General features: G+C 71.1%; 24 protein-coding genes and 1 pseudogene. 11 read left to right on the forward strand and 14 right to left on the reverse strand.

The features are described from left to right. A partial coding sequence (locus tag AN216_RS02965) for an ATP-binding protein (RefSeq protein ID WP_070195006.1) occupies positions 1 to 376 on the forward strand: 376 nt, incomplete at its 5' end. A gap of 91 nt (positions 377 to 467) precedes the next feature. Here the strand turns inward: AN216_RS02965 and AN216_RS02970 are convergent. Continuing rightward, positions 468 to 1,964, reverse strand: a complete 1,497-nt coding sequence (locus AN216_RS02970; RefSeq protein ID WP_070195007.1) for a peptide MFS transporter — start codon at positions 1,962 to 1,964, stop codon at positions 468 to 470. 390 nt (positions 1,965 to 2,354) lie between these two features. Between AN216_RS02970 and AN216_RS02975 the strand changes: the two genes are divergently transcribed. Further along, a complete protein-coding gene (locus tag AN216_RS02975) occupies positions 2,355 to 3,035 on the forward strand; it encodes a response regulator transcription factor (RefSeq protein WP_070195008.1) in 681 nt (226 codons plus the stop codon). 10 nt (positions 3,036 to 3,045) lie between these two features. Then, positions 3,046 to 4,320, forward strand: a complete 1,275-nt coding sequence (locus AN216_RS02980) for an ATP-binding protein (protein ID WP_070195009.1) — start codon at positions 3,046 to 3,048, stop codon at positions 4,318 to 4,320. Here the strand turns inward: AN216_RS02980 and AN216_RS30965 are convergent. Then, positions 4,246 to 4,917 carry a GtrA family protein gene (locus tag AN216_RS30965; RefSeq protein WP_070195010.1) on the reverse strand — a complete coding sequence of 224 codons (672 nt, stop codon included), beginning with the start codon at positions 4,915 to 4,917 and terminating at the stop codon, positions 4,246 to 4,248. The two genes, AN216_RS02980 and AN216_RS30965, sit on opposite strands and share 75 nt — an antisense overlap. A 235-nt stretch (positions 4,918 to 5,152) precedes the next feature. On the opposite strand from AN216_RS30965, the gene AN216_RS02990 reads away from it, so the two are divergent. Genes AN216_RS02990 through AN216_RS03000 form a run of 3 tightly spaced genes read left to right on the forward strand, consistent with a single transcriptional unit; the run spans position 5,153 to position 8,054 of the window. Then, positions 5,153 to 6,325 (forward strand): 5-(carboxyamino)imidazole ribonucleotide synthase, encoded by a 1,173-nt coding sequence (locus AN216_RS02990; protein ID WP_070195011.1) that lies wholly within the window; start codon positions 5,153 to 5,155, stop codon positions 6,323 to 6,325. Between the two features lie 38 nt (positions 6,326 to 6,363). Then, complete coding sequence (gene purE, locus AN216_RS02995; RefSeq protein WP_070195044.1) at positions 6,364 to 6,870, forward strand: 5-(carboxyamino)imidazole ribonucleotide mutase; 507 nt, start codon at positions 6,364 to 6,366, stop codon at positions 6,868 to 6,870. Next, positions 6,867 to 8,054, forward strand: a complete 1,188-nt coding sequence (locus tag AN216_RS03000) for a dipeptidase (protein WP_070195012.1) — start codon at positions 6,867 to 6,869, stop codon at positions 8,052 to 8,054. The genes purE and AN216_RS03000 overlap by 4 nt, the downstream gene beginning before the upstream one ends. A 19-nt stretch (positions 8,055 to 8,073) precedes the next feature. Here AN216_RS03000 and AN216_RS03005 read toward each other — a convergent pair whose 3' ends face one another. Both AN216_RS03005 and AN216_RS26390 read right to left on the reverse strand, forming a co-directional pair. Further along, on the reverse strand, positions 8,074 to 8,553 hold the full coding sequence (locus tag AN216_RS03005; RefSeq protein ID WP_070195013.1) for an anthrone oxygenase family protein: 480 nt from the start codon (positions 8,551 to 8,553) through the stop codon (positions 8,074 to 8,076). A 43-nt stretch (positions 8,554 to 8,596) separates the two neighbouring features. Further along, positions 8,597 to 9,034 carry an ATP-binding protein gene (locus AN216_RS26390; protein ID WP_079166191.1) on the reverse strand — a complete coding sequence of 146 codons (438 nt, stop codon included), beginning with the start codon at positions 9,032 to 9,034 and terminating at the stop codon, positions 8,597 to 8,599. Here AN216_RS26390 and AN216_RS03015 point away from each other — a divergent pair. Beyond that, on the forward strand, positions 9,019 to 9,396 hold the full coding sequence (locus AN216_RS03015; RefSeq protein ID WP_070195015.1) for a hypothetical protein: 378 nt from the start codon (positions 9,019 to 9,021) through the stop codon (positions 9,394 to 9,396). The genes AN216_RS26390 and AN216_RS03015 overlap by 16 nt on opposite strands. A 135-nt stretch (positions 9,397 to 9,531) precedes the next feature. Here AN216_RS03015 and AN216_RS03020 read toward each other — a convergent pair whose 3' ends face one another. Next, positions 9,532 to 10,704, reverse strand: a complete 1,173-nt coding sequence (locus AN216_RS03020; protein ID WP_070195016.1) for an acyl-CoA dehydrogenase family protein — start codon at positions 10,702 to 10,704, stop codon at positions 9,532 to 9,534. A 280-nt stretch (positions 10,705 to 10,984) separates the two neighbouring features. Between AN216_RS03020 and AN216_RS03025 the strand changes: the two genes are divergently transcribed. Further along, a complete protein-coding gene (locus AN216_RS03025; protein ID WP_070195017.1) occupies positions 10,985 to 12,337 on the forward strand; it encodes a UDP-glucose dehydrogenase family protein in 1,353 nt (450 codons plus the stop codon). Positions 12,338 to 12,447: 110 nt separating this feature from the next. Here the strand turns inward: AN216_RS03025 and AN216_RS03030 are convergent, their stop codons facing one another. The 4 genes from AN216_RS03030 to AN216_RS03045 form a co-directional block, all read right to left on the reverse strand. Beyond that, entirely contained in the window at positions 12,448 to 13,122 is a 675-nt protein-coding gene (locus AN216_RS03030; protein ID WP_070195018.1) for a hypothetical protein, read from the reverse strand. Then, positions 13,115 to 13,690 (reverse strand): RNA polymerase sigma factor, encoded by a 576-nt coding sequence (locus tag AN216_RS03035; protein WP_070195019.1) that lies wholly within the window; start codon positions 13,688 to 13,690, stop codon positions 13,115 to 13,117. The genes AN216_RS03030 and AN216_RS03035 overlap by 8 nt, the downstream gene beginning before the upstream one ends. A gap of 97 nt (positions 13,691 to 13,787) precedes the next feature. Beyond that, the gene (locus AN216_RS03040) at positions 13,788 to 14,309 is read right to left on the reverse strand and encodes a hypothetical protein (RefSeq protein ID WP_070195020.1); all 522 of its coding nucleotides are present in this window, start codon (positions 14,307 to 14,309) and stop codon (positions 13,788 to 13,790) included. A gap of 190 nt (positions 14,310 to 14,499) precedes the next feature. Continuing rightward, a complete protein-coding gene (locus AN216_RS03045) occupies positions 14,500 to 15,045 on the reverse strand; it encodes a CGNR zinc finger domain-containing protein (RefSeq protein WP_070195021.1) in 546 nt (181 codons plus the stop codon). A 181-nt stretch (positions 15,046 to 15,226) separates the two neighbouring features. Between AN216_RS03045 and AN216_RS03050 the strand changes: the two genes are divergently transcribed. Then, on the forward strand, positions 15,227 to 15,598 hold the full coding sequence (locus AN216_RS03050; protein ID WP_070195022.1) for a VOC family protein: 372 nt from the start codon (positions 15,227 to 15,229) through the stop codon (positions 15,596 to 15,598). Between the two features lie 96 nt (positions 15,599 to 15,694). On the opposite strand, the gene AN216_RS03055 is transcribed toward AN216_RS03050, so the two are convergent. Then, positions 15,695 to 17,011, reverse strand: coding sequence for an LCP family protein (locus tag AN216_RS03055; protein WP_079166192.1), 1,317 nt, complete (start codon positions 17,009 to 17,011; stop codon positions 15,695 to 15,697). A 127-nt stretch (positions 17,012 to 17,138) separates the two neighbouring features. Between AN216_RS03055 and AN216_RS03060 the strand changes: the two genes are divergently transcribed. Continuing rightward, on the forward strand, positions 17,139 to 17,687 hold the full coding sequence (locus tag AN216_RS03060) for an acyl-CoA thioesterase (RefSeq protein WP_070195024.1): 549 nt from the start codon (positions 17,139 to 17,141) through the stop codon (positions 17,685 to 17,687). Between the two features lie 88 nt (positions 17,688 to 17,775). On the opposite strand, the gene AN216_RS03065 is transcribed toward AN216_RS03060, so the two are convergent. Next, the gene (locus AN216_RS03065; protein WP_244502295.1) at positions 17,776 to 18,816 is read right to left on the reverse strand and encodes a helix-turn-helix transcriptional regulator; all 1,041 of its coding nucleotides are present in this window, start codon (positions 18,814 to 18,816) and stop codon (positions 17,776 to 17,778) included. A 130-nt stretch (positions 18,817 to 18,946) separates the two neighbouring features. On the opposite strand from AN216_RS03065, the gene AN216_RS03070 reads away from it, so the two are divergent. Continuing rightward, positions 18,947 to 19,822, forward strand: coding sequence for an NmrA family NAD(P)-binding protein (locus AN216_RS03070; RefSeq protein ID WP_070195025.1), 876 nt, complete (start codon positions 18,947 to 18,949; stop codon positions 19,820 to 19,822). Between the two features lie 69 nt (positions 19,823 to 19,891). Here the strand turns inward: AN216_RS03070 and AN216_RS03075 are convergent, their stop codons facing one another. The 3 genes and pseudogenes from AN216_RS03075 to AN216_RS29015 all read right to left on the reverse strand — a co-directional run. Then, positions 19,892 to 20,539, reverse strand: coding sequence for a LuxR C-terminal-related transcriptional regulator (locus AN216_RS03075; protein ID WP_070195026.1), 648 nt, complete (start codon positions 20,537 to 20,539; stop codon positions 19,892 to 19,894). A 106-nt stretch (positions 20,540 to 20,645) separates the two neighbouring features. Next, positions 20,646 to 21,926 (reverse strand): sensor histidine kinase, encoded by a 1,281-nt coding sequence (locus AN216_RS03080; RefSeq protein WP_079166194.1) that lies wholly within the window; start codon positions 21,924 to 21,926, stop codon positions 20,646 to 20,648. A gap of 6 nt (positions 21,927 to 21,932) precedes the next feature. After that, positions 21,933 to 22,348 (reverse strand): annotated as a pseudogene (locus AN216_RS29015) (hypothetical protein); the annotation flags it as partial.

Here is a 22,348-nt window from a genome sequence, read left to right on the forward strand (position 1 = left end):
GAGCGGCGCGGTGGCCCGCGCCCGGGACTTCGTACGGCAGGCGCTGCGGGACTGGGGCTGGTTGCCGGCCGCCACCGCGGACCAGCGGGCAGCCGCCGAGGACGCGCTGCTCGTGGTCTCCGAACTGGTGACGAACGCCTGCCTGCACGCCAGTGGCCCGGACGAACTGCGGATCGGCAGCACCGCGAAGATGCTGCGGCTCGAGGTGGTCGACCAGGGCGGCGGCGCGCCCGCGCCACGCACTCCGCACCGCTCCGGCCGTCCCGGGGGACACGGGATGTTCATCGTGCAGCGGCTGTGCCTGGACTGGGGCGTCGTGCGGCACGCCGAGGGCAACGGCAAGACGGTCTGGGCGGAACTCGCCGCGCCCGCCTGACGGTTGCCGTACGGACACGCCCCGGGCTCGTGAGGACGAACCCGGGGCGTTACGACGTGTCGGGCCCTGTCAGCGGGCCCGACACCACGTGTCAGGGCACGTCGCCCATCAGCCGGATCACCTTCCGCCGGTAGATCAGGAAGGCGATACCGGCCACGACCGCGATCGCCCCCTGGCTGCCGAAGTAGGCGGCGGAGCCCACGATCTCGTCCCCCAGCACCAGTTGCTGGATGGCGGCGACACAGTCGCCGGCCGTCACCGCCAGGAACCACAGTCCCATCACCTGGCTCGCGTACTTCTCCGGCGCCAGCTTGGTGGAGACCGAGAGCCCGACGGGCGACAGGCACAACTCCGCGAGCGTCTGCACGAGGTACGCCGTCACCAGCCACAGCGGGGTGACCCGCTCGCCGCCGGACGCCGCCGCCATGGCCAGCATCATGATCCCGAACGAGGCGCCGACACCGACCAGACCCATGCCGAACTTGACCGTGGTCGAGGGATTACGGCTGCGCAGCTTGACCCAGATCATGGCGACGATCGGCGCGAACGCCATCACGTAGAGCGGGTTGAGCGACTGGTACCAGCTCTCCGGGAAGTCCATCCCGAAGAGGGTGGAGGAGGTGCTGTCCTTCGCGAAGACCGTCATCGTCGAGCCGGACTGGTCGAAGATCATCCAGAAGATGGCGGCGGCGATGAAGAACCACAGGAAGCCGTTCATCTTCCTGTGCTCCTCCGCGGTCACCTCCGGATCCCGGTGGATACGCACGAAGTACATGCCCGGCAGCACGATGCCCGCGATGGACAGCGGCCACAGCACCCAGTCGATGGAGAAGGCGTTCGCGAGCGCCAGCGTGCCGTAGAAGACCGCGGTGACGGCCACCCCGACCGCGGTCCACTTGAACGCCCTAGCCCGCTCCTCGGCGGACAGCGGCGAGGGCACCATGCTGCTCTTCGCGCTCAGGTGCTTCGTGCCGAGCAGGAACTGCAGCAGGCCGAGCGCCATGCCGACACCCGCCATGGCGAAGCCGAGATGCCAGTTGACCTCCTGGCCGACCGTACCGATGGTCAGCGGGGCGAGGAAGGCACCGATGTTGATGCCCATGTAGAAGATCGTGAAGCCGCCGTCCCGGCGCGGGTCCTGCGGCCCGTCGTAGAGGTGCCCGACCATCGTGGAGATGTTGGACTTCAGCAGTCCGGAGCCGGCCGCGATGAAGACCAGGCCGATGAAGAAGGACGCCTCCACCGGCACCGCGAGCAGGAAGTGCCCGGTCATGATGATGCCGCCGGCGATCGCGACCGTCTTACGCGGTCCCCAGAGCCGGTCCCCGAACCAGCCGCCCGGGAGCGCCAGGAGGTACACGGTCGCGTTGTAGACCGAGTACAACGCGGTCGCGGTCGCGGCCTTCATGGCCAGACCGCCGTCCGCCACCTCGGCGGTCAGATAGAGCACGAGCAGTGCGCGCATGCCGTAGAAGCTGAAGCGCTCCCACATCTCGGTCAGGAAGAGGGTGGCCAGACCGCTCGGGTGGCCGAAGAAGGTTCTGTTCCCGGGGTCCCCGGTAGCAGCCTTCGACAGGCTGGGCGCCATGGTGGTGGCTCCTTGATCGGCTCGGGACGCGCGTACGAGACCGCGGGGCGCGCCCGGTATGGGGATGTTGTGCGGCGGATGGGAAACCCGCACGGAAAAGGACCCCGGCGTCGTACAGCGGCCAAGGGTCCCTGTCGCTCGTGTGCTCTGAGCGAGCCCAGCGTACGACCACGCACGGGGTGACGGGGAGAGGCTGCGACATAGATCACAGGTGAACACGGAGTCCCGCCGAGGTTTCCCAGGTGACGTGTGCATATCATCAACGATTCTCTGTGGTCAGGCGAACACGCGGCGGCTCCGGGGGCTTTCCACGGACACTCCGCGATCCGCCCAGGGCGGCCGCCGGCGGGGACGATCCACGCGCTGTACTGTGCGGACTACCATCGGGTCATGACCCGTGTACTGCTCGCCGAGGATGACGCGTCCATCTCCGAACCCCTCACCCGGGCCCTGCGCCGGGAGGGATACGAGGTGGAGGTTCGCCAGGACGGACCCGGCGCGCTGGAGGCCGGCCTCCGGGAGGGCGTCGACCTGGTCGTGCTGGATCTCGGGCTGCCCGACATGGACGGCCTGGAGGTCTGTAGACGACTGCGGAACGACGGGCGTACGTTCCCGGTGCTGGTCCTCACCGCGCGCGCGGACGAGGTGGACACGGTCGTCGGCCTGGACGCCGGCGCGGACGACTACGTCACCAAGCCCTTCCGGCTGGCCGAACTCCTCGCCCGGGTGCGCGCCCTGCTGCGCCGCGGCGCCGCCGCGGAGCCGACGCCCCCACCGGCGACGCACGGCGTGCGGATCGACGCGGAGTCGCACCGTGCCTGGATGGGAGAGGAGGAACTGCACCTGACGGCCAAGGAGTTCGACCTGCTACGGGTGCTCGTGCGGGACGCCGGACGGGTGGTCACCCGGGACCAGCTGATGCGGGAGGTCTGGGACACCACCTGGTGGTCCTCCACCAAGACGCTGGACATGCACATCTCCTGGCTGCGTAAGAAGCTCGGGGACGACGCCGCCAACCCACGCTTCATCGTCACCGTGCGCGGTGTCGGATTCCGGTTCGAGAAGAGCTAGCGCCGCCCGTATGCGCCGTCGTCTCATTCAGTCCACCCTGGCCGTGGTCCTTGTCGTGATCGCCGTCTTCGGCGCCTCGCTGGTGCTCGTGGAGGCCCGCACGATAGAGGGGAGCGTCGAGGAGAGCGTCCGCTCCGAGGCCGTACGCCTGGTGTCCGTGGTGGACAACCGGATGCGTGCCGGCGAGCGCGTGACCACCGAGAGCATGCGGAACACGGTGGAGAGCGACCGGTACGTCCGCATCGACCTGCCGGGCCGGGAACCGATCCTGCTCGGCGACGCCGTGCCCCCCGACGAGGCCATCGTGGCACAGCAGACGGGCGAACACGGCGAGACCATCACCGTGCGCCAGTCCCGGGACCGGGTGCACGAGGAGGTCGGCCGCAGCCTGTTGATCATCTTCGCGGTGTCCCTGCTGGCCATCGGCGCCGCCGCGGTCCTCGCCGTACGCCAGGCGCACCGGGTGGCCGCGCCACTGACCGACCTGGCCGAGGCCGCGGAACGGCTCGGCTCCGGTGACCCACGCCCACGGCACCGACGCTATGGCGTACCGGAGTTGGACCGGGTCGCGGACGTGCTGGACGCCAGCGCCGAGCGGATCGCCCGGATGCTGACCGCCGAGCGCCGGCTCGCGGCGGACGCCTCCCACCAGCTACGCACCCCGCTCACCGCGCTCTCCATGCGCCTCGAGGAGATCATCGCCACCGCCGACACCCCCGACCCGGAGGAACAGGCCACCGTCAAGGAGGAGGCCACCATCGCGCTGGCCCAGGTGGAGCGGCTCACCGACGTCGTGGAACGGCTCCTGACCAACTCCCGGGACCCGCGCACCGGCTCGGCCGTCGGCTTCGACCTGGACGAGGTCGTCACCCAGCAGATGGCGGAGTGGAAACCGGCCTACCGCGGTGAGGGACGAGCACTGGTCCGCTCCGGGAAGACCGGGCTCGAGGCGGTGGGCACTCCCGGCGCCATGGCCCAGGTGTTGGCGACCCTGATCGAGAACGCCCTGATGCACGGCGGCGGTACGGTCGCCATCCGCACCCGGGTGACCCGGAACCAGGCGGTGGTCGAAGTGACGGACGAGGGACCGGGCGTCGATCCCGGCCTGGGTTCGCGGGTCTTCGACCGGAGCGTCAGCGGACGCAACTCCACCGGCCTGGGCCTGGCCGTGGCACGCGACCTGGCGGAAGCGGACGGCGGGCGGCTGGAGCTACTTCAGCAGTACCCGCCGATCTTCGCCCTCTTCCTGAGCCGGGAGTCCGGCACGTCGGCGACGGGTGACTGACCCGTCCGCGGCCGTCGCGCCGTCCCGACCGGCGGTCTCGCCGTCCCCTACGGCAGCTTCCACGTCCCGTACGGCGCCGGTGGGACGGTCGGCGGGCTGCCGGTCACGTTCCTCGCCCCGGTCCCCGGCGGGCTCCTCCTCGGTGGCCGACTCCCCGGCGCCGTCGCGGTCCCGGAACACCCAGGTGCGGTAGGACCAGAAGCGGAAGATCGTGCCGATGCCCAGGCCCACGACGTTCTTGGCGATGTTGTCCGCGAGCGGAGAGGTGAAGTCCAGACCGTAGTGCGAGATCGCCAGCACGCCGTTCTCGATGACCATGCCGATTCCGCTGAACAGCAGGAACAGCGAGACCTCGCGCTGGACGCGGCTCTTGTCCACGTGCCGGTAGGTCCAGTAGCGGTTGCCGACGTAGTTGGTCGCGATGGCGACCCCGGTCGCGATGACGCCGGAGCGGACGGCGGCCAGGTCGAACGTGTGGATGCAGAGGTTGAACACCGCGACGTTGACGAGGAAGCCGAAGGCGCCCACGGTGCCGAACTTGGCCAGCTCCCGGACGAGGTGTTCGAGACGTGAGCGTACCCTGCGCCATTGACCCATAGTGATTGCTCAGTCCCCGTTCGGTCGGCGTCATCTGCTGAGCGCGTCCGGAGGTCCCCAGGCTCACTCGCTGTACCGCACCCGCTCTTCCCATGGCACATGCTAACCAGCCCGGCTACGCCAGCAGGGTGGCGGTGCATAGCCCGTAGGACGCGAACGGGCGCCGGTGGGTTCCGTCCCGGCGACCACACCGGCCACGGAATCGCCGAGGGCTCGGCCGGATTACCCTGGAGCCGTGACTTTCCCGGTAGTCGGCATGATCGGCGGCGGCCAGCTGGCCCGTATGACCCATGAGGCGGGTATCCCGCTCGGCATCAACTTCAAACTGCTCGCGGACGGCCCGCAGGACTCCGCGGCGCGGGTCGCGGGGGAGGTGGTCGTCGGCGACCACCGCGACCTGGACACGCTCCGCGACTTCGCCCGCGGTTGCGACGTGATCACCTTCGACCACGAGCACGTGCCCACCGAGCACCTCCGTGCCCTGGAGGCGGACGGCGTGCCCGTACGCCCCGGCCCGGCCGCGCTGTTGTACGCCCAGGACAAGGGTGCGATGCGAGAGCGGCTGGACGCGATCGGGGTGCCGAGCCCACGGCACCGGCTGGTGCGTGACCCGGACGACGTCATGGCCTTCGCGGCGGAGGCGGCGGACGGCGCGGCCGCTTCCGTGGCAGCCGGCCAGGACCTCCCGGTGGTGCTGAAGACCGTACGCGGCGGGTACGACGGCAAGGGTGTCTGGCTGGTGCGCGACCGCCAGCAGGCCGCCGAGCCGTTCCGCGCGGGGGTTCCCGTACTGGCCGAGGAGCGGGTGCCGTTCGTCCGGGAACTGGCCGCCAACGTGGTGCGTTCGCCGCACGGCCAGGCCGTCGCGTATCCGGTGGTGGAGTCCGTACAGGTGGACGGGGTGTGCGACACCGTGATCGCGCCCGCGCCCGAGCTGCCGACCGAGCGGGCCGTGCGCGCGCAGGAGTTGGCGCTCCGGATCGCGGAGGAGCTGGACGTGGTCGGGCACCTCGCGGTCGAGCTGTTCGAGACCACGGACGGCCGGGTCCTCGTCAACGAACTGGCCATGCGACCGCACAACTCCGGCCACTGGACCCAGGACGGCGCCGTCACCTCGCAGTTCGCCAACCACCTGCGCGCCGTGCTCGACCTGCCGCTCGGCGACCCGCGCTCGCGCGCCCGCTGGACGGTGATGGCGAACGTCCTCGGCGGCGACTACCCGGACATGTACGCCGGCTACCTGCACTGCATGGCCCGCGACCCGGAACTCAAGATCCACATGTACGGCAAGGACGTGAAGCCCGGCCGTAAGGTCGGCCACGTCACCACCTACGGCGACGACCTGGCCGACGTGCGCGCACGCGCGGCCCACGCCGCCGGTTACCTGCGAGGGACGATCCCAGAGTGACCCAAGCCGCCCCAGGCCGGCCGGACGTCGGCATCGTCATGGGCTCCGACTCCGACTGGCCCGTGCTGGAAGCCGCCGCCAAGGCGCTGGACGAGTTCGGAGTGTCCTACGAGGCCGACGTCGTCTCCGCGCACCGCATGCCGCACGAGATGATCCGCTACGGCACCGAGGCCGACGAGCGTGGACTGAAGGTGATCATCGCGGGTGCCGGTGGCGCCGCCCATCTCCCGGGCATGCTCGCCTCGGTGACACCGCTGCCGGTGGTCGGCGTGCCGGTGCCGCTCAAGCACCTGGACGGCATGGACTCGCTGCTGTCCATCGTGCAGATGCCGGCCGGGGTGCCGGTCGCCACCGTCTCCGTCGGCGGCGCGCGGAACGCCGGGCTGTTGGCCGTACGCACGCTGGCCGCGCACGACGCGGAGCTGCGGCAGGCGATGCGGCGGTTCCAGGAGGAGCTCCGTGAGGAGGCCACCGAGAAGGGCCGCCGGCTGCGCGCCAGGGTCGCCAGCACGGAGGCCGGATTCGGCTTCGGAGGCGCCCGGTGACCGACTCACTCCAGCAGGCCCGCGAACTCCTCGCCGAACACCCGGTGGTGGACGGCCACAACGACCTGCCGTGGGCACTGCGCGAACAGGTGGCCTACGACCTCGACCAACGTGACCTGACCGCCGACCAGTCCGCGCACCTGCACACCGACCTCCCCCGGCTGCGCGCCGGCGGGGTGGGCGCGCAGTTCTGGTCGGTGTACGTCCGCACCGACCTGACCGGTGACGCGGCCGTCAGCGCCACCCTCGAACAGATCGACGTCGTACGCCAACTCGTCGCGCGCCACCCGTCCCAGCTGCGACTCGCGCACAGCGCCGCCGAGCTGGCGGAGGCCCGGGCGGCCGGCCGGATCGCCTCGCTGATGGGGGCCGAGGGCGGCCACTCCATCAACAACTCGCTCGGCACCCTGCGCGGCCTGTACGAGCTGGGCGTGCGCTACCTCACGCTCACCCACAACGACACCATCGACTGGGCCGACTCCGCCACCGACGAGCCTCGGCACGACGGTCTGAGCCGCTTCGGCGAGGAGGTCGTGCGGGAGATGAACCGCGTCGGCATGCTCGTCGACCTCTCGCACGTCGCCGCCAGCACGATGCGGGACGCGTTGCGGGTGACCGAGGCTCCGGTGCTCTTCTCGCACTCCTCCGCCCGCGCCGTATGCGACCACCCGCGCAACATCCCGGACGACGTGCTCGCCCGACTGCCCGTCAACGGCGGCGTGGCGATGGCCACCTTCGTGCCGAAGTTCGTGCTGCCGGAGGCGATCGCCTGGAACGCGGCGGCGGACGAGCACATGCGCGCGCACGGGCTCCACCCGCTGGACGGCACCGAGGAGGGCGTACGCCTACAGCGCGCGTACGAGGCCGAGCACCCGCGGCCGCGCGCGACCGTGGCCACCGTCGCCGATCACCTGGACCACATGCGGGAGGTGGCGGGCGTCGACCACCTCGGCATCGGCGGCGACTACGACGGCGTGCGGTTCACCCCGGACGGTCTGGAGGACGTGGCGGGCTACCCGAATCTCATCGCCGAGCTGCTGGACCGGCGTTGGTCGCGGGCCGATCTGGCCAAGCTGACCTGGCAGAACGCCGTACGGGTGCTGGGTGACGCGGAGTCCGTCGCCGCCCGTGTCCAGCGGGAGCGGGGGCCGTCCGTGGCGACGCTCGACCAACTGGACGGCTGAGCCGGACCGAGGTCCGTTGCTAACCCTCGAGTGCCAGGGCCGCCGCCAGGCACCCGAGGGAGGCCGCGGCCAGGACCGTACGCGCGTGGTTCCAACGCACCCAGCGACCCTCGAAGCGTTCCCGGGCGGCCGCGAGGGCCGGACCGTCGGCCTTCTCCAGAGCGTCGTTCAGCGGTACGTTCACCGCGAAGGTGATCACCAGCGTGGCCGTGTACAGCAGGAACGCCGCCATGACGAGACGGGACGGGCCGTTCGTGGCGCCGCTCGCCATGGAGGGGACCGCGACGGCGAGGATCACCAACATGGTGCCGCCGAAGGCCAGGGCGAACCAGGGATTGAGGATCTTCCGGTTGATCGACCGCATGGCGTTCGCGAACGCTCGCTCGTCACGCTCGCGCAGACCCGGCAGGACGGCCACGGAGAAGGCGAAATAGAGCCCGGCCATCAGCCCGTTCAAGGCGGTGGCCAGCACCAGCGCGCTCTCCTGCCATACCGGCATCACCGGTCCTCCTTCGTCAGCCCTACCGCGTCCGGTCAGTGAACTACGCGGCGGCGCCCGGGTCCAGGCGGGACGTCCGTCCTGTTGTGATCGGGTAGTGCGAGAACCCCAGGGCGGGCGTCACGAGGCGTCGCCCGTCCGCAGCTCGAACCAGACCTCTTTTGCCGCCGTCGGGGATGAGCTCCACGCCCCATCGGTCGGCGGTCGTGCGGATCAGGAACACGCCTCTTCCGTCCTCCGCGTTGGCGTCGGGTTGCTTGGCCACCGGCAGCCCGGCCTCGGTGTCCCGCACGGCGGTGCGCAGCTTGTCGCGGGGGTGGTGCAGGGATAGGACGCACCTGGGAGAGGCAGCGTGCTGCGCAACGTTCACCAGTAGCTCCGAGACGCACAGCGTGACCTCGTCGGCGATCTGCGCGAGCCCCCAGGTATCGAGGCGCGCGGCGGGCGCTCGAAGATGAGTGCCCGATGATCGCGGACGCATGGCTGTCCAACGTCGAGGCCCTGGCACAGGCAGCCAGCAGAAACGCCCCGGCGTGCGAAGGCGCGCTCAGCGCGGCATCACGCGCCGTGGAGCGAATCGGCACCGAGGCGCCGCCGTGGCCATGGGTGTTCACCTTCAGCGAGGCGAAGGTCGCGACCAATCGTGCGGCGTGCGGTGAGCGCTTGGGTTTGCCGAAATGGGCGGGAAGCGAGTCACTGGTCGGCCTCGTCGAGCAACTGCTCGCGGTGTGGGACGGGCAGCCCTCACGTGGCTACGGCGGCACCGCTGAAGTGGTTGCCTACGCTCGGCGTATGGGTGTGCCCGTGACGGTCCTGTGGCCCGAAGGGGCGACCCGAGACTGAGCCCGCGCTACGAGGGCGTCCCCGGGCGCCGGCCTGTTGGCCGCTACCGGGGGCGCGTCGCACGGCCCGCGACCCACGGGACCTCGGGTACCGCGCGGTGTCCCGTGGGTCGGTGGCCGTGCCGCTGGAGGTTCCCTACGGGATGTTGCGGGCCATGACGACGCGCTGGACCTGGTTGGTGCCCTCGTAGATCTGCGTGATCTTCGCGTCCCGCATCATGCGCTCGATCGGGTAGTCCCGGGTGTAGCCGTAGCCGCCGAGGAGCTGGACCGCGTCGGTGGTGATCTCCATGGCGGCGTCCGAGGCGTAGCACTTGGCGGCGGCGCCGAAGAAGGTCAGGTCCTCCTTCTGGCCGCCCTGGCTGATCCGTTCGGAGCGGGCGGCGGCGGCGTACGTCAGCTGCCGGGCGGCCTCCACCTTCATCGCCATGTCGGCGAGCATGAACTGCACGCCCTGGAAGTCGCCGATCGGCTTGCCGAACTGCTTGCGCTCGGCGACGTACCCCTTGGCGTAGTCCAGCGCGCCCTGGGCGATGCCGAGCGCCTGCGCGGCGATGGTGATGCGGGTGTGGTCCAGGGTCAGCATGGCGGTGGCGAAGCCGGTGCCCTCCGCCCCGATCATCCGGTCCGCCGGAATCCGCACGTTGTCCAGGTAGACCTCGCGGGTGGGGGAGCCCTTGATGCCCAGCTTCTTCTCCGGGGCTCCGAAGGAGACGCCCTCGTCGGACTTCTCCACCAGGAAGGCGCTGATGCCCTTGGTGCGCTTCTCCGGGTCGGTGACGGCCATGACCGTGTAGTAGTCGGAGACGCCGGCGTTGGTGATCCAGCGCTTGACGCCGTTCAGGACATAGCTGTCGCCGTCCCGCACGGCCTTGGTCCTCATGCCCCCCGCGTCCGAGCCGGCGTCCGGCTCGCTGAGGCAGTACGAGAACATCGACTCGCCCTTGGCCAGCGGCGCCAGGTAGCGCTTCTTCAGCTCCTCCGAGCCGGAGAGGATGACCGGCAGCGAGCCCAGCTTGTTGACCGCCGGTATCAGCGAGGACGAGGCGCAGACGCGGGCGATCTCCTCGATGACGATCACGGTCGCCAGGGCGTCCGCGCCCGCGCCGCCGTACGCCTCGGGCACGTGCACGGCGTGCAGGTCGTTGCTGGTCAGCGCGTCCAGAGCCTCCTGTGGGAAGCGGCTCTCCTCGTCCACCTCGGCGGCGTGCGGTTCGATCTTCGCGGCGGCGAGCGCACGCACCGAGTCACGCAGCATGTCGTGTTCCTCGGCCGGCCGGTAGAGGTCGAAGTCAGCTGGTCCCGCCACGGTCTGTCACTCCCCTGGAAGTCGTGCAGGCGAGATGCCGGTCAGCGGCAGCCTGCTAATTACCGTTAAGTAACCCAATTCTAAGGGTGGGAACTCGCACGGGTACAGGTGAGGTGCCTCTCGGGGAAGCGCATACACTCTCGCACTCCCGTCGTCGCCGGTCAGCTCCCCGCCCCGGCGCCGAGAAAGGCCGGGGCGCTCGGCGGCGCCTCCCGGCGGCCCGTACCATCGGCAGCGCCTCAACACGCCCCAGCCCGCCCGTATCGCACAGGAGCAGCACATGGCCGAGCCGGCTCTGCCCAGGATCACCGTCATCGGTACGGGATATCTCGGCGTCACGCACGCTGCCGCCATGGCGGACCTCGGCTTCGAGGTGCTGGGCCTGGACATCGTGCCCGAGAAGATCGAGATGCTGTCCCGGGGCGAGGTCCCGTTGTACGAGCCGGGCCTCACCGAGCTGCTGGGCCGGCACGTCACCGGGCTGGAGGGCGCCTCCGGGCGGTTGCGCTTCACCACCTCGTACGAGGAGGTCGCGGAGTTCGGCGACGTGCACTTCGTCTGCGTGAACACCCCGCAGCGGCACGGTGAGTACGCCTGCGACATGAGCTACGTCGACAGTGCCGTCGAGTCCCTCGCGCCGCTGCTGCGGCGGCCGGCGCTGGTGGTGGGCAAGTCCACGGTACCGGTGGGCAGCGCGCGGCGGCTGGCCGCCCGGCTGGCCGAGTTGGCGCCGGCGGGCGAGGATGCCGAGCTGGCCTGGAACCCGGAGTTCCTGCGGGAGGGCTTCGCCGTCCGGGACACGCTGCACCCGGACCGGATCGTCGTCGGCGTACGCAGCGAGCGGGCCGAGCAGCGGCTGCGCGAGGTGTACGCGAGCCCGCTTGCGGAGGGCACGCCGTTCATCGTGACGGACTTCCCGACCGCGGAGCTGGTCAAGACGGCGGCCAACTCCTTCCTGGCCACCAAGATCTCCTTCATCAACGCCATGGCGGAGGTCTGTGAGGCGGCCGACGGTGACGTCGTGAAGCTGGCCGACGCGATCGGACACGACGACCGCATCGGCCGGAAGTTCCTGCGCGCCGGGCTCGGCTTCGGCGGCGGCTGCCTGCCCAAGGACCTGCGCGCGTTCATGGCGCGGGCGGGAGAGTTGGGCGCGGACCAGGCGCTGACGTTCCTGCGTGAGATCGACTCGATCAACATGCGTCGCCGCGCGCACATGGTGGAGCTGACCCGGGAGGCGCTCGGCGGCGGCCTGCTGGGCAAGCGGGTCGGCGTGTTGGGCGCGACCTTCAAGCCGGAGTCCGACGACGTACGGGACTCGCCGGCGCTGAACGTCGCAGGGCAGCTGCATCTCCAGGGTGCCCAGGTCACCGTCTACGACCCGAAGGGCACGGAGAACGCCCGGGCGCTCTTCCCGACCCTCGGATACGCGGCGAGCGCGCTGGAGGCCGTACGGGCGGCGGACGTCGTGCTGCATCTGACCGAGTGGGCGGAGTTCGGGGAGTTGGACCCGGCGACGCTGGGCGAGGTGGTGGCCACGCGGCACATCCTGGACGGCCGTAACACGCTGGACCCGCGGTTGTGGCGCAAGGCGGGCTGGACGTTCCGGGCGCTGGGCCGACCCACGGCGTGACGCCGGGACCTGACAGGTCGCCGCGGGCCGCCCGGCCAGGTCGGCTACCTGCCGGGCCCGGCCAGATCGCGGAGGCGGGCGGCCGTACGCGGGCGGGTGCCCGGTGGATCCTACGGCTCCCGCCGCAGTGCTCGGCCCGCCTCGGTGGGCACCACTTCGAACTCCACGGTCCGCTCCGGACCCTCCAGCACCTCCGCGACCTGGGTGATCCGCTGTTCCTTCGGGTCGACGCGGACGGAGAGGGTGGTCGGTCGGTCACCGTCGAGCCTGACCAGGGCGGTGTGTTCGTCCACCTCGGCCTTGGAGTACGTCGCGGTGCGCGGCGCCTGGGTGCGTAGGAGGAAGTCCGTGTCGTGCCTCGTGCGCCACTTCCTCGCGTAGGCGCGCAGGTCCTTCGCCACGTAACGGGCACGTAGTTCCCCGGCCCGCTGGGAGTCGTCCCGGGACTTCGCGGTCAGGTAGGCGTTGTAGAACCGCGCGGCCACCGCCACGGGCCGTTCGACCCGCTGGTCGTTCGGTCCGACCCGTACGGTGCTCTCCTCGTGGGGGGAGTCGGAAGGGAGGCCGGTCAGCGTGCCCCCGAGGGCCACGGCGCTCACGGTGGCGGCGGTCGCCACGACCCTCCACAGCTCCCGGCCGCGCCAAGCCGAACCTCGGGCGGGCGCCTTCGTCGCGCGTTCCCGGCGAGCCTCGCGCAGCAGCAGGGCGCGTCCCGCAGCGAGACGTTCCGGTTCGGGCTCGGCCGGTTCCGGGCGTAGCCCGCGTACCTCGTTGACCTCATCCATGTGTCGCCGCCTCCTGGAGCACGGTGGGGGCATCACCCAGGGCCTTCCGCATCTGCTTACGGGCCCGGTTGAGCCGGGAACGTACGGTGCCCACGGGGATGGCCAGCGCCCGCGCCGTCTCCTCGTACGACAGGTCGGCCCAGGCGGTGAGCAGGAGCACGTCGCGGTCTCGGGCGGAGAGCCGCGCCAGCGCCTCCGCGAGCGGTCGCCGCCACGACTCCGCCGACACCCGGGCCTCGATCCTGTCGGCATAGGACTCGGCGACCGGGTCCTGCCCGATCCGGGCGAGCATTCGGTACGAACGGGCCTCGAAGCGCCGGTGCTTGCTGATGAGGTTGCTGGCGATACCGTACAGCCAGGGGCGGGCGTCGGCGCGGTCCCGGTCGTATCGCTGCCGTTTCCGGAAGGCCACGAGGAACGTCTCGGCGACGATGTCGTCGGCGTGGTCGTCGCCGAGGCGGAAGGTGGCGTACCGGTGGATGGCCGCGGCATGCCGGTCGTAAAGCGTGGTGAATGCCTCGGGGGCGGTCAACGACCGCTCGATGACGCGGGAATCATCGGTGTTCAAGCAAGCTCCTGGGCACGGCGTGAGAGTGTCCGCCAGCCGCCGGAGCGACTGGCGGACCGTGGTTCCGCACGGGTGCCGGACGGGGCCGGCCCGCCCGTCAGCCCCGTACGGGTTTCGGGTGGAGCTTCTCGCCGGGTTCCGTTACCTCGTACTCCATGGTGTTCTCCCCGGAGTCCAGCAGCTCGGCGATCTGGGTGATCTTCCGGGTCTCCGGGTCGACCGTGACGAGGAGGGTTCGCGGCGCGTCACCGCCGAACGTGACCCGTACCTCGTGTTCGTCCACCTCGGCCTCGGCATAGCTCCGCACCGTGGTGGGTGCCTCCGAGCGCAGCACGAAGTCCTCGTCGTGCCTCTCGCGCCACTCCTCGGCGTAGCCGCCGAGGCCGTTCCCGAGGTGCCGCTCACGCAGCCGCTCGGCCTTCTTCCCGGCACCCTGGTTGGTGGCCCGGACGTAGGCGTCGTAGAACTCCCGGGTCACTTCGAGGGCCTGGTCCGTCGAGGACCCGTCGGCCGATTCCTCGGAGGTGGCGGTCGCCACGGCCGCGGTCCCGGGAACCACCAGCGCGGCGGCGCCCACAGCCAGTGCGGCACGGCGAACGGCACGGGACGTGAACTTCATCTGTCAAACCCTTCAGGAGTCGTGTCGGGCACCGGATCCGTCGGCGCGCCGATGTCTGACGGTGTTCTCCCGAAGTCCCGAAACGGGTTCACGGTTCGTCCCGTCCGGCGCCAAGTTGGGCTGCCCGCCGGGTGTTTCGTCGCCCCGCCGGGCCGGGAGCGGGGCGGCGGGCCGTCGGCCGGGACGGAGGTTACGTCGCCCGCCGCGCCGCCCGGTACGTGCGCATCTTCGCCCGGCTCCCGCAGACGGCCATCGTGCACCAGCGGCCCCGCCCGGCCGGGCTGCGGTCGTAGAAGACCCACCGGCAGTCCTCCGCCTCGCAGGCTTTCAGCCGCTGCCAAGAGCCGTCCGCCGCCGCCGCGATGCCGACCGCGAGGCGCGCGGTGAGCGCGGGCACGCCGTGCAGCGAGGGGCGGGGGACGACGCGGACCGCGCCCGCCCGGTCGGGTTCCAGGACCAGCGGCGCCTCCCGGAGGAGCCGGCGCGTGCTCCGTAGCCGGGAGTCGGCGAGGTCCGTGCCGGTGTGCGCGAGCGCGCAGGCCCGCAGCATCTCGCGGAGTTCGGTGATCCGCGGCAACTCGGCGGGAGTGAGGCCGAGGTCGGTCAGCTCGTGCTCCCGGAGGAACTCCGCGAGGCCGTGCGGCGAGGCGAGACGGTCCTCGCCGCTCTCGACGTCGAGTGTGTTCGCCAGCGCCTGGGCCAGGACGAGGGCAGGCGGCGCCGTACGGTCTCCCATGCTTGCCAGGTTACCGGCTGGGCGGCATGATGCAGTAACGCGTTACTGGTTAACTGGTTTATCTGGTAACCGTCGCCCGACGACTCATGCCGCCTCGGGTTGCGCAAGGGGCAACGGTGGGGAAGGCGAAGCCGGTTGCCGGCGGAGACGTACGTACCGCAGGACGACGAAGGGAAGCGACATGGCCATCGCGACACTGGGCGTCACCGTGCTGGACTGTCCCGATCCATGGGCACTGGCCCAGTTCTACGCCGGTGTGCTGGGCGGATCGGTCGACGGCCGGGACGACTGGGTGGAGGTGGCCACGCCGGACGGCGTGCGTCGGCTGGCCTTCCAGCTCTCGCCCGGTTACGTCCCGCCTCAGTGGCCGAGCCTGGAGCACGGACAGCAACTGCATCTCGACTTCGACGTGGAGCGGAGTCGGCTCGACGAGGCGGAGAGCCGGCTGCTGGAACTGGGCGCGCGCCTCGTACGGGGAGACGACGGCGGGCGGGAGAACTTCCGGGTCTACCTGGACCCCGTCGGGCACCCGTTCTGCCTGTGCGCCTGCTGAGGAGCGCCGGGCGGCCGACGGTCCGGCGCCGGGGTGTGGCACCACGGTGCGCCGGCCGCGGAGGGTGGCTTCCACGGCCGGCGCACCGGGCACGGCTCACTGGCTGCCGGGCAGACCTCCGTCGACGGTGACCTTGTCGTCCGCGTTCAGCTGCGACATCAGTTCCTTGACCCGCGTCATGTCCCACTTCAGCGAGCCCTGCGGGGCTTGTTCGGGGGAGAGGGGCATGTTCATCGAGGTGCCCTCACCGCCGGTGATGCCCTTCATCGCCCAGAACATCTCGGCCAGGTTCCACAGGCTCATGTCCTTGTCCACGATCAACGTGTCCATGCCCGCGCTCATGGTCGGGTAGAGCCTGAACGGGTTGATGATCGTCCCCGGTGTCGCCGTCTGGTTGGCCAGCGCGGACAGGAACTTCTGCTGGTTCTTGGTCCGTTCCAGGTCGCTGCCGGCCTCCTTGCGGTTACGGACGTACGCCAGCGCCTCCTCGCCGTTCAGGGTCTGCTTGCCCTTCTCGAAGTCGGCTCCGGAGTCCTTGTCCTTGATGTCCCGAGGGATGTCCATCTCGACGCCGCCGACCGCGTCGACGATCTTCGCGAAGCCGCCGAAGCCGATCTCCGCGTAATGGTCGATCTTCAGCCCGGTGTTGTGCTCGATGGTGCGGGTCAGCAGGGCGGGGCCGTCCTGCGAGTAGGCGGCGTTCAGCTTGGTGGGGCCGGGGGACGGGTATTCCTTGCCGCTTTCCGAGCCGGTGAACGACGGTATGGTCACCCAGGAGTCCCGGGGCAGGCTGACCATGGTGTTCCCGTTGTCCCCGACGTGCAGGATCATCATCGAGTCGGTGCGCGCGGTCTCGCCGCCGGCCGAGCCGGTGTTCAGCCGTTCCTTGTCCTCGGCCGACATCCCCTTGCGGCTGTCCGAGCCGACTATGAGGTAGTTCGTCCCCTCGCCGCTCTCCGGTCGGTCCTGAACTATGCTGAGATCAACCTCACGTTGCAGCTTCGAGTCCGCCCAGAAGTACGTGCCCACGGACCAGACGAGCAGCACCAACACCAGCGTGAGCAGCGTCCACTTGACCCGCCGTCCCCAGTTGGGGCGCGGCCGGTCGTCGTACCGGTCATCGCCGTAGCCGCCGTACCCGTCGTACCTGTCGTCGTAACCACCGTGACCGGCGCCGTAGACCTGACCGGCGTTGTAACCCGAGTCGTACGCGTCCCCGGGGCCGTAGCCATCCGCGTATCCACCCTGGTTGCCCGGGCCGCCACCCTGCGCGCCGTAACCGCCCCGGTTCTGCTGCGGTACGCCCGGCGCCTGGGTGTGCGGCATGCGCCGCGTCCGTTCCGGCTGTGCGGGGGCCTGGCCCCCTTGCCTGCCGTGCGGTTCCTGGTTCCATCCGTCCGGCCACTGGTTCATGGAGGGTAGTTTGCACGGAGGTTCGGCGCGGACACAGGGTGGGTGCCGTTTTGGTGCGAGCCTGTAGCAGAGCTGTCGAAAACCGGGTGGCCAGAGAGCGGGCAGAGCGCGACATAGGGTTGGAGGCATGACCGATCAGGCCACCGAGGCGGAAACCGCCCTGCCAGGAAAGCCCACAGCGGCCTCCCGCACCACGCTGTCGCACATCATGACGGCGAACGAGACCAATCTGCTCGGCACCGTGCACGGTGGTGTGATCATGAAGCTCGTCGACGACGCGGCGGGGGCGGTCGCCGGCCGGCACTCCGGTGGCCCCGCCGTGACGGCCTCGATGGACGAGATGGTCTTCCTGGAGCCGGTGCGCGTCGGTGACCTCGTGCATGTGAAGGCCCAGGTGAACTGGACGGGCAGGTCCTCGATGGAGGTGGGCGTGCGGGTGCTGGCCGAGCGCTGGAACGAGTCCCGGCCCGCCACCCAGGTCGGCAGCGCGTACCTGGTGTTCGCCGCGGTGGAGGAGGGCGGCCGACCGCGTGCCGTACCGCCGGTGCTGCCGGAGACCGAGCGGGACAAGCGGCGTTACCAGGAGGCGCAGATCCGTCGTACGCACCGGCTCGCGCGGCGGCGGGCCATCAAGGAGTTGCGGGAGCGGCGCGCGGCCGAGGGTCTGGAGGACTGAGCCGGCGGCGGGCAACGCGCCGCCGAACCCGGGCGACACCGTGTCGCGCGGAGCGAAGTCACCGTGGCGCCAAGGCGTTTGATGGACCTTACTGTGAACTGTCCGGGTTTGCGCCGTATGCCGTTCTAGGTCGGATGGCTCCCGTCGCCTGCGCCGCGTTCCGGGCGCGGTCGGCCAGCCGACGGGTCGCCCGGACCAGTTCGGGCGGGCTCTCCACGACGTACGGCTCGTCGACCGCCGCGAGGACGCCCGCCAGCCAGTCCCAGTCGTCCGGAGCCGTGACGTAGCGGCATCGGTCCTCGGTCACCGCTTCGAGGACGCCGGCCGCGGCGGCCAGCCGGGGTGCGACGGTGGAGCGTGCCGCCAGGAAGAGCACCGATCCCGCCGGGGCGGCGGCCGCCCCCGCCGTTTCGGCCGCCGCCCCGGCGGGGCTGGCGCGTCGTGGGAAGGCCGCCGTGCGCTCGGGGAGCGGGCGTGGGGTGAAGGTCGTGCCGGGCACCACCACCCGGCGTATCCGATCCACCCGGAAGGCGCGCCAGTCGGCCCGGTCGAGGTCCCAGGCATGGAGGTACCAGCGGTGTGCCAGCAGCACCTGCTGGTACGGCTCGACGTGGCGGTCGCTCTCCCGGCCGTCGGCCGCGGTGTAGTCGAAGCGCACCAACGAGCGCAGCCGCGCCGCCGCGGCGAGCTGACCGAACACCCCCAGGTCGGCGGGCTCGTCCGTCCGCGGCACGGCCTCCGTCGTGGCCAGCACCGCCCGCACCCGCGTTCGTACGCGCGCCGGCAGCAGCTGCTCGATCCCAGTCAGCGCGTCGCTCGCCGGCCCCGCCGAACCGTCCTCGTACGCCGCGGCGTGTCGAAGGCCGACCGTCAGGGCGACGGCCTCGTCCTGGGAGAGCGGCAGCGGCGGCACGCCTTCCCCGGTGAGCAGCCGGTAGCCGCCGCCGGTGCCGCGGGCGGACTCGACCGGGTAGCCGAGGTCACGGAGCCGGTCCAGGTCGCGACGGACCGTACGGGGCGAGGCCGCGAGCCGCGCGGCGAGTTCCCGGCCGCTGCGCGGGCGTCCGCTCCGCAGCAGCGACAACAGGGTCAGCAGACGGGCGCCCGGGCCCTCCACGTGATGCTCCACCCCGCGAGTTTCGCAGCGTCCGGAGGGATGCGCAGCCCCTCGCCGAGCGGCGCACCGGCCTTGCGGCCAGCATCCGGCCACAAGGGTCCGTACGGTTCCCGCGTCAGCCGTACCGATCGAAAGGTCCGCTATGTCCATCGTCGTCACCACACCCACCGGGCACGTCGGATCGCGTGTCGTGCGGCTCCTGCTGCAGGCGGGCGTGCGCCCCCGGGTGCTCGTCCGGGACCCGGCACGGTTGTCCCCGGACGTGCGCGAACGCGTCGAGGCACGCCAGGGCGACCTCACCGACGCGGCCTTCGTACGCGAGGCCATCGCCGGGGCGCGTACGGTCTTCTGGGTCGACCCGACCCCGCACGCCTCAGCGAACCCGATCGAGACCTCGCAGCGCACGGCGGCCGGCCTGGTGGACGCCGCCCGCGCCGGGGACATCGCGCGGGTGGTGCTGCTCAGCAGCGTCGGGGCGGAGAAGCGGCACGGAGTTGGTCACATCGACGGCCTGGCCGGCATCGAGCGGCGGTTGGACGCCACCGGCGCCGACGTGCTGCACCTGCGCTGCGCGTACTTCTTCACCAACCTGCTGCTCAGCGTCGAGGAGCTGGCAACGGGCGTGCTGACCACGTCCGTTGGCCCGGGGGTCGCCATGCCGTGGGTCGATCCGCGGGACATCGGCGACGTTGTCGCGGCGCGGCTGGTCAACGAGGACTGGCACGGTCGGATCGTTCAGGCCGTGCACGGCCCAGAGGACCTCACCTTCCCGCGGGTCGCGGAGATCCTCACCGGGGCGCTGGGGCGTGCCGTGAGGCCGCGCACGGTGGGGGAGGAGGACGTACGCGCTGAACTGCGTGCCGCCGGGCTGCCGGACAGCGCGGTGGAGGGGATCGTCGGCATGACCGCCGGGCAGCGGGACCTGGTGGTCGAGCAGCGGCGGGACGTCCTGACCACCACCCCGACACACCTCGCCGGCTGGGCGTACACGCACCTGCGGCCGGCCCTGGAGCGGTAGCCCCCCAGGCCGTGCGGCCCGTCGGCGGCCCGGGCCGTGCTGGCTGCTCTCAGTCGCTCTCAGCCGCTCTCAGGAGTTGAGGTAGTGGAGTACGGCCAGCACCCGGCGGTGCCGGCCGGATTCCTCGGGGGACAGCCCGAGCTTGGTGAAGATGTTCGCGACATGCTTCTCGACGGCCCGCTCGGAGACGACGAAGCCCTCCGCGATCGCCGAGTTGGTCAAGCCCTGTGCCATCCGGGAGAGCACCTCCCCCTCGCGAGGAGTCAACGTGTCGAGGACGGAGCCCCTGCGGCTGGTGCTCAGCAGTTGGGACACCACCTCCGGGTCGAGCGCGGTGCCGCCGGCCGCGACCCGGCGCAGGGCGTCGACGAACTCGCCGATGTCCATGACCCGTTCCTTGAGCAGGTAACCGACCCCGGTGGCGCTGTCCGCCAGCAGGTCGGCGGCGTACCGGGTCTCCACGTACTGCGAGAAGATCAGCACGCCCACCTCGGGCCGGGTCCGGCGGATGGCGACCGCGGCTCGCAGGCCCTCGTCGCTCTGGTCCGGCGGCAGTCGGATGTCGATCACGGCGGCGTCCGGCTCGTGCTCGGCCACGGCGGCGTGCAGCGCTTCCGCGTCCCCGACCGCCGCCGCCACCTCGACGCCGCGTAGACCCAGCAGTTGGACGAGGCCGTCCCGCAGGATGGCGGAGTCCTCGGCGATGACGACACGCATGACGGTGGCTCCTCGGAGAGTGCGGTATCGGCGGATGCGGTGCTGTGTGGCTCGGTGACTCCGTGACTCCGTGGCTCGGTGGCTCCGTGCGCTCGGCGCGCCGCCGTCAGCCGGGCAGTTCGACGGTGATCACCGTAGGCCCCCCGGCCGGGCTGCTGACCTCCAGCGTGCCGTCGACCGTACGGACCCGGTCCCGTAGCCCGGTGAGCCCGCTGCCGCCACCGGCGTGCGCGCCACCGGCACCCTCGTCGGTCACGGTCAGCCGCAGCCGTCCCGCCGCCCGCTGACGTACGTCGATGGTGACGCCCGGCGCGCCACTGTGCTTCACCGCGTTCGCCAACAGCTCGGCGGCACAGAAGTAGGCGATGGACTCGGTGGCCGGTGCGGGTCGTTCCGGCAGGTCCACGTCGAGTTCGACCGGCAGGACGGTGCCGGCGGCCAGCGTGGCCAGCGCGGTGTCCAGGCCCTGTTCGAGCGCCGGGGGATGGATTCCGCGTACGAGCGCCCGTAGGTCCGTGACCGCTTCCCTGGCGTGCTGTTGTGCGGTGTCGACGACGGTCAACAGCTGCTGTCGGTCGGCCTCCGAGGACAGCAGCTCCCGGATCACGGTCAGTTGCATGCCCAGACCCACCAGCCGGGCCTGGGTGCCGTCGTGTAGGTCGCGTTCGATCCGGCGGAGGGTGCTGACCGCGTCGTCCACCGCCCGTGTCCTGGTCTCCTCCAGGGTGCGGATGCGTTCCTGTTCGGCGGTACGGCCGAGGCTGTGGCGCAGTAGCACCCGGTGCGGCAACAGCGCCTTGCGGAGCAGCCAGGGCGCGGCGAGGAGCAGCAGCAGGCCGAGGGCCGGGACGACGAGTTGGAGCGGGAGCGAGTCCGGTTCGGTGCCCGGCACGTCGAGCCCGACCTGTCGGGTGCCGCCGTCCGGGTCCGGCACGGTGCTGTGATTCCAGTGCCGCGTGACCGGATAGCTGAGGCCCAACGTCCCGTACACGTAGCACAGTACGGTCGCCAGTAGCCCGGGCAGCGCGCTCAGTGGCGCCAGCGCCAGCCAGCCCGCGGCCCGCCAGTTGGCCGGGTCCCGTAGGAGGGCGCGCCGCCAGCCGAACACGCCGGGTTCGGTGCGAGTCAGGGGCGCGGGCACGCGGTCCCGTAGCAGCCCGGCGGCGAGTGACCGGTGCAGCGCGCCCAGCGCGGTGGCCAGCCGCAGAGCGCCGCTGATCAGCCACGGGCCGAGCGGAGTGATCGACAGGACGGCGCCCAGCAGCATGCCGGCCAGCACCAGCACGAAGCCGACCAGCGCCAGCGGGAGGACCAGCAGAGCGTACAGCGGCAGGGCCAGCGTCCGGAGCCGGAACGGCTCGGTGAGCAGCGAGCGGGCTGGAGACATCAGCGTTCAGGGTGTCAGCAGTCGGCGGGTGACGCGGCTCTGGAGGGCCGCTGTCGTATGCATGATCCCCAGGGCCAGTACGTGGACGCCGAGGACCGCGAGGGCGTGTACGAACCAGGCGCCCGCCAGCGTGGGGCCGCCCCAGGAGTTGTCGAACTGACTGTCGGCCGTGAAGGGATGGCCCAGGGCCGAGATGGCGTCCGGGCGGAGGCAGTAGAGATATCCGGAGTAGACGCCGACGAGGGACATGGTCACCGCGAGGAAGGCGATCAGCGCCGGCGGGAAGACCAGGAGGCTGTGACAAAGGACGCGTCCCGCCCCGACCGGGCCGCCCTCGTCACCGGTACGCGCGGTCGGTCCCGTACGGGCGGTGGCGCCGGCCGGCGGGATGGCGCGGGCGTACGGCCCGAAGCGGCGGGCGC

It is taken from the genome of Streptomyces oceani (assembly GCF_001751245.1).
GTDB lineage: Bacteria > Actinomycetota > Actinomycetes > Streptomycetales > Streptomycetaceae > Streptomyces > Streptomyces oceani.

What these genes read in the sequence shown, in the direction of transcription:
- AN216_RS02970 (WP_070195007.1), bottom strand. Translation starts at nt 1,964, where the DNA reads ATGGCGCCCAGCCTGTCGAAGGCTGCTACCGGGGACCCCGGGAACAGA.
- AN216_RS02975 (WP_070195008.1), top strand. Translation starts at nt 2,355, where the DNA reads ATGACCCGTGTACTGCTCGCCGAGGATGACGCGTCCATCTCCGAACCC.
- AN216_RS02980 (WP_070195009.1), top strand. Translation starts at nt 3,046, where the DNA reads ATGCGCCGTCGTCTCATTCAGTCCACCCTGGCCGTGGTCCTTGTCGTG.
- AN216_RS30965 (WP_070195010.1), bottom strand. Translation starts at nt 4,917, where the DNA reads ATGGGTCAATGGCGCAGGGTACGCTCACGTCTCGAACACCTCGTCCGG.
- purE (WP_070195044.1), top strand. Translation starts at nt 6,364, where the DNA reads ATGGGCTCCGACTCCGACTGGCCCGTGCTGGAAGCCGCCGCCAAGGCG.
- AN216_RS03005 (WP_070195013.1), bottom strand. Translation starts at nt 8,553, where the DNA reads ATGCCGGTATGGCAGGAGAGCGCGCTGGTGCTGGCCACCGCCTTGAAC.
- AN216_RS03015 (WP_070195015.1), top strand. Translation starts at nt 9,019, where the DNA reads ATGATCGCGGACGCATGGCTGTCCAACGTCGAGGCCCTGGCACAGGCA.
- AN216_RS26390 (WP_079166191.1), bottom strand. Translation starts at nt 9,034, where the DNA reads ATGCGTCCGCGATCATCGGGCACTCATCTTCGAGCGCCCGCCGCGCGC.
- AN216_RS03025 (WP_070195017.1), top strand. Translation starts at nt 10,985, where the DNA reads ATGGCCGAGCCGGCTCTGCCCAGGATCACCGTCATCGGTACGGGATAT.
- AN216_RS03030 (WP_070195018.1), bottom strand. Translation starts at nt 13,122, where the DNA reads ATGGATGAGGTCAACGAGGTACGCGGGCTACGCCCGGAACCGGCCGAG.
- AN216_RS03040 (WP_070195020.1), bottom strand. Translation starts at nt 14,309, where the DNA reads ATGAAGTTCACGTCCCGTGCCGTTCGCCGTGCCGCACTGGCTGTGGGC.
- AN216_RS03045 (WP_070195021.1), bottom strand. Translation starts at nt 15,045, where the DNA reads ATGGGAGACCGTACGGCGCCGCCTGCCCTCGTCCTGGCCCAGGCGCTG.
- AN216_RS03050 (WP_070195022.1), top strand. Translation starts at nt 15,227, where the DNA reads ATGGCCATCGCGACACTGGGCGTCACCGTGCTGGACTGTCCCGATCCA.
- AN216_RS03055 (WP_079166192.1), bottom strand. Translation starts at nt 17,011, where the DNA reads ATGAACCAGTGGCCGGACGGATGGAACCAGGAACCGCACGGCAGGCAA.
- AN216_RS03060 (WP_070195024.1), top strand. Translation starts at nt 17,139, where the DNA reads ATGACCGATCAGGCCACCGAGGCGGAAACCGCCCTGCCAGGAAAGCCC.
- AN216_RS03070 (WP_070195025.1), top strand. Translation starts at nt 18,947, where the DNA reads ATGTCCATCGTCGTCACCACACCCACCGGGCACGTCGGATCGCGTGTC.
- AN216_RS03075 (WP_070195026.1), bottom strand. Translation starts at nt 20,539, where the DNA reads ATGCGTGTCGTCATCGCCGAGGACTCCGCCATCCTGCGGGACGGCCTC.
- AN216_RS03080 (WP_079166194.1), bottom strand. Translation starts at nt 21,926, where the DNA reads ATGTCTCCAGCCCGCTCGCTGCTCACCGAGCCGTTCCGGCTCCGGACG.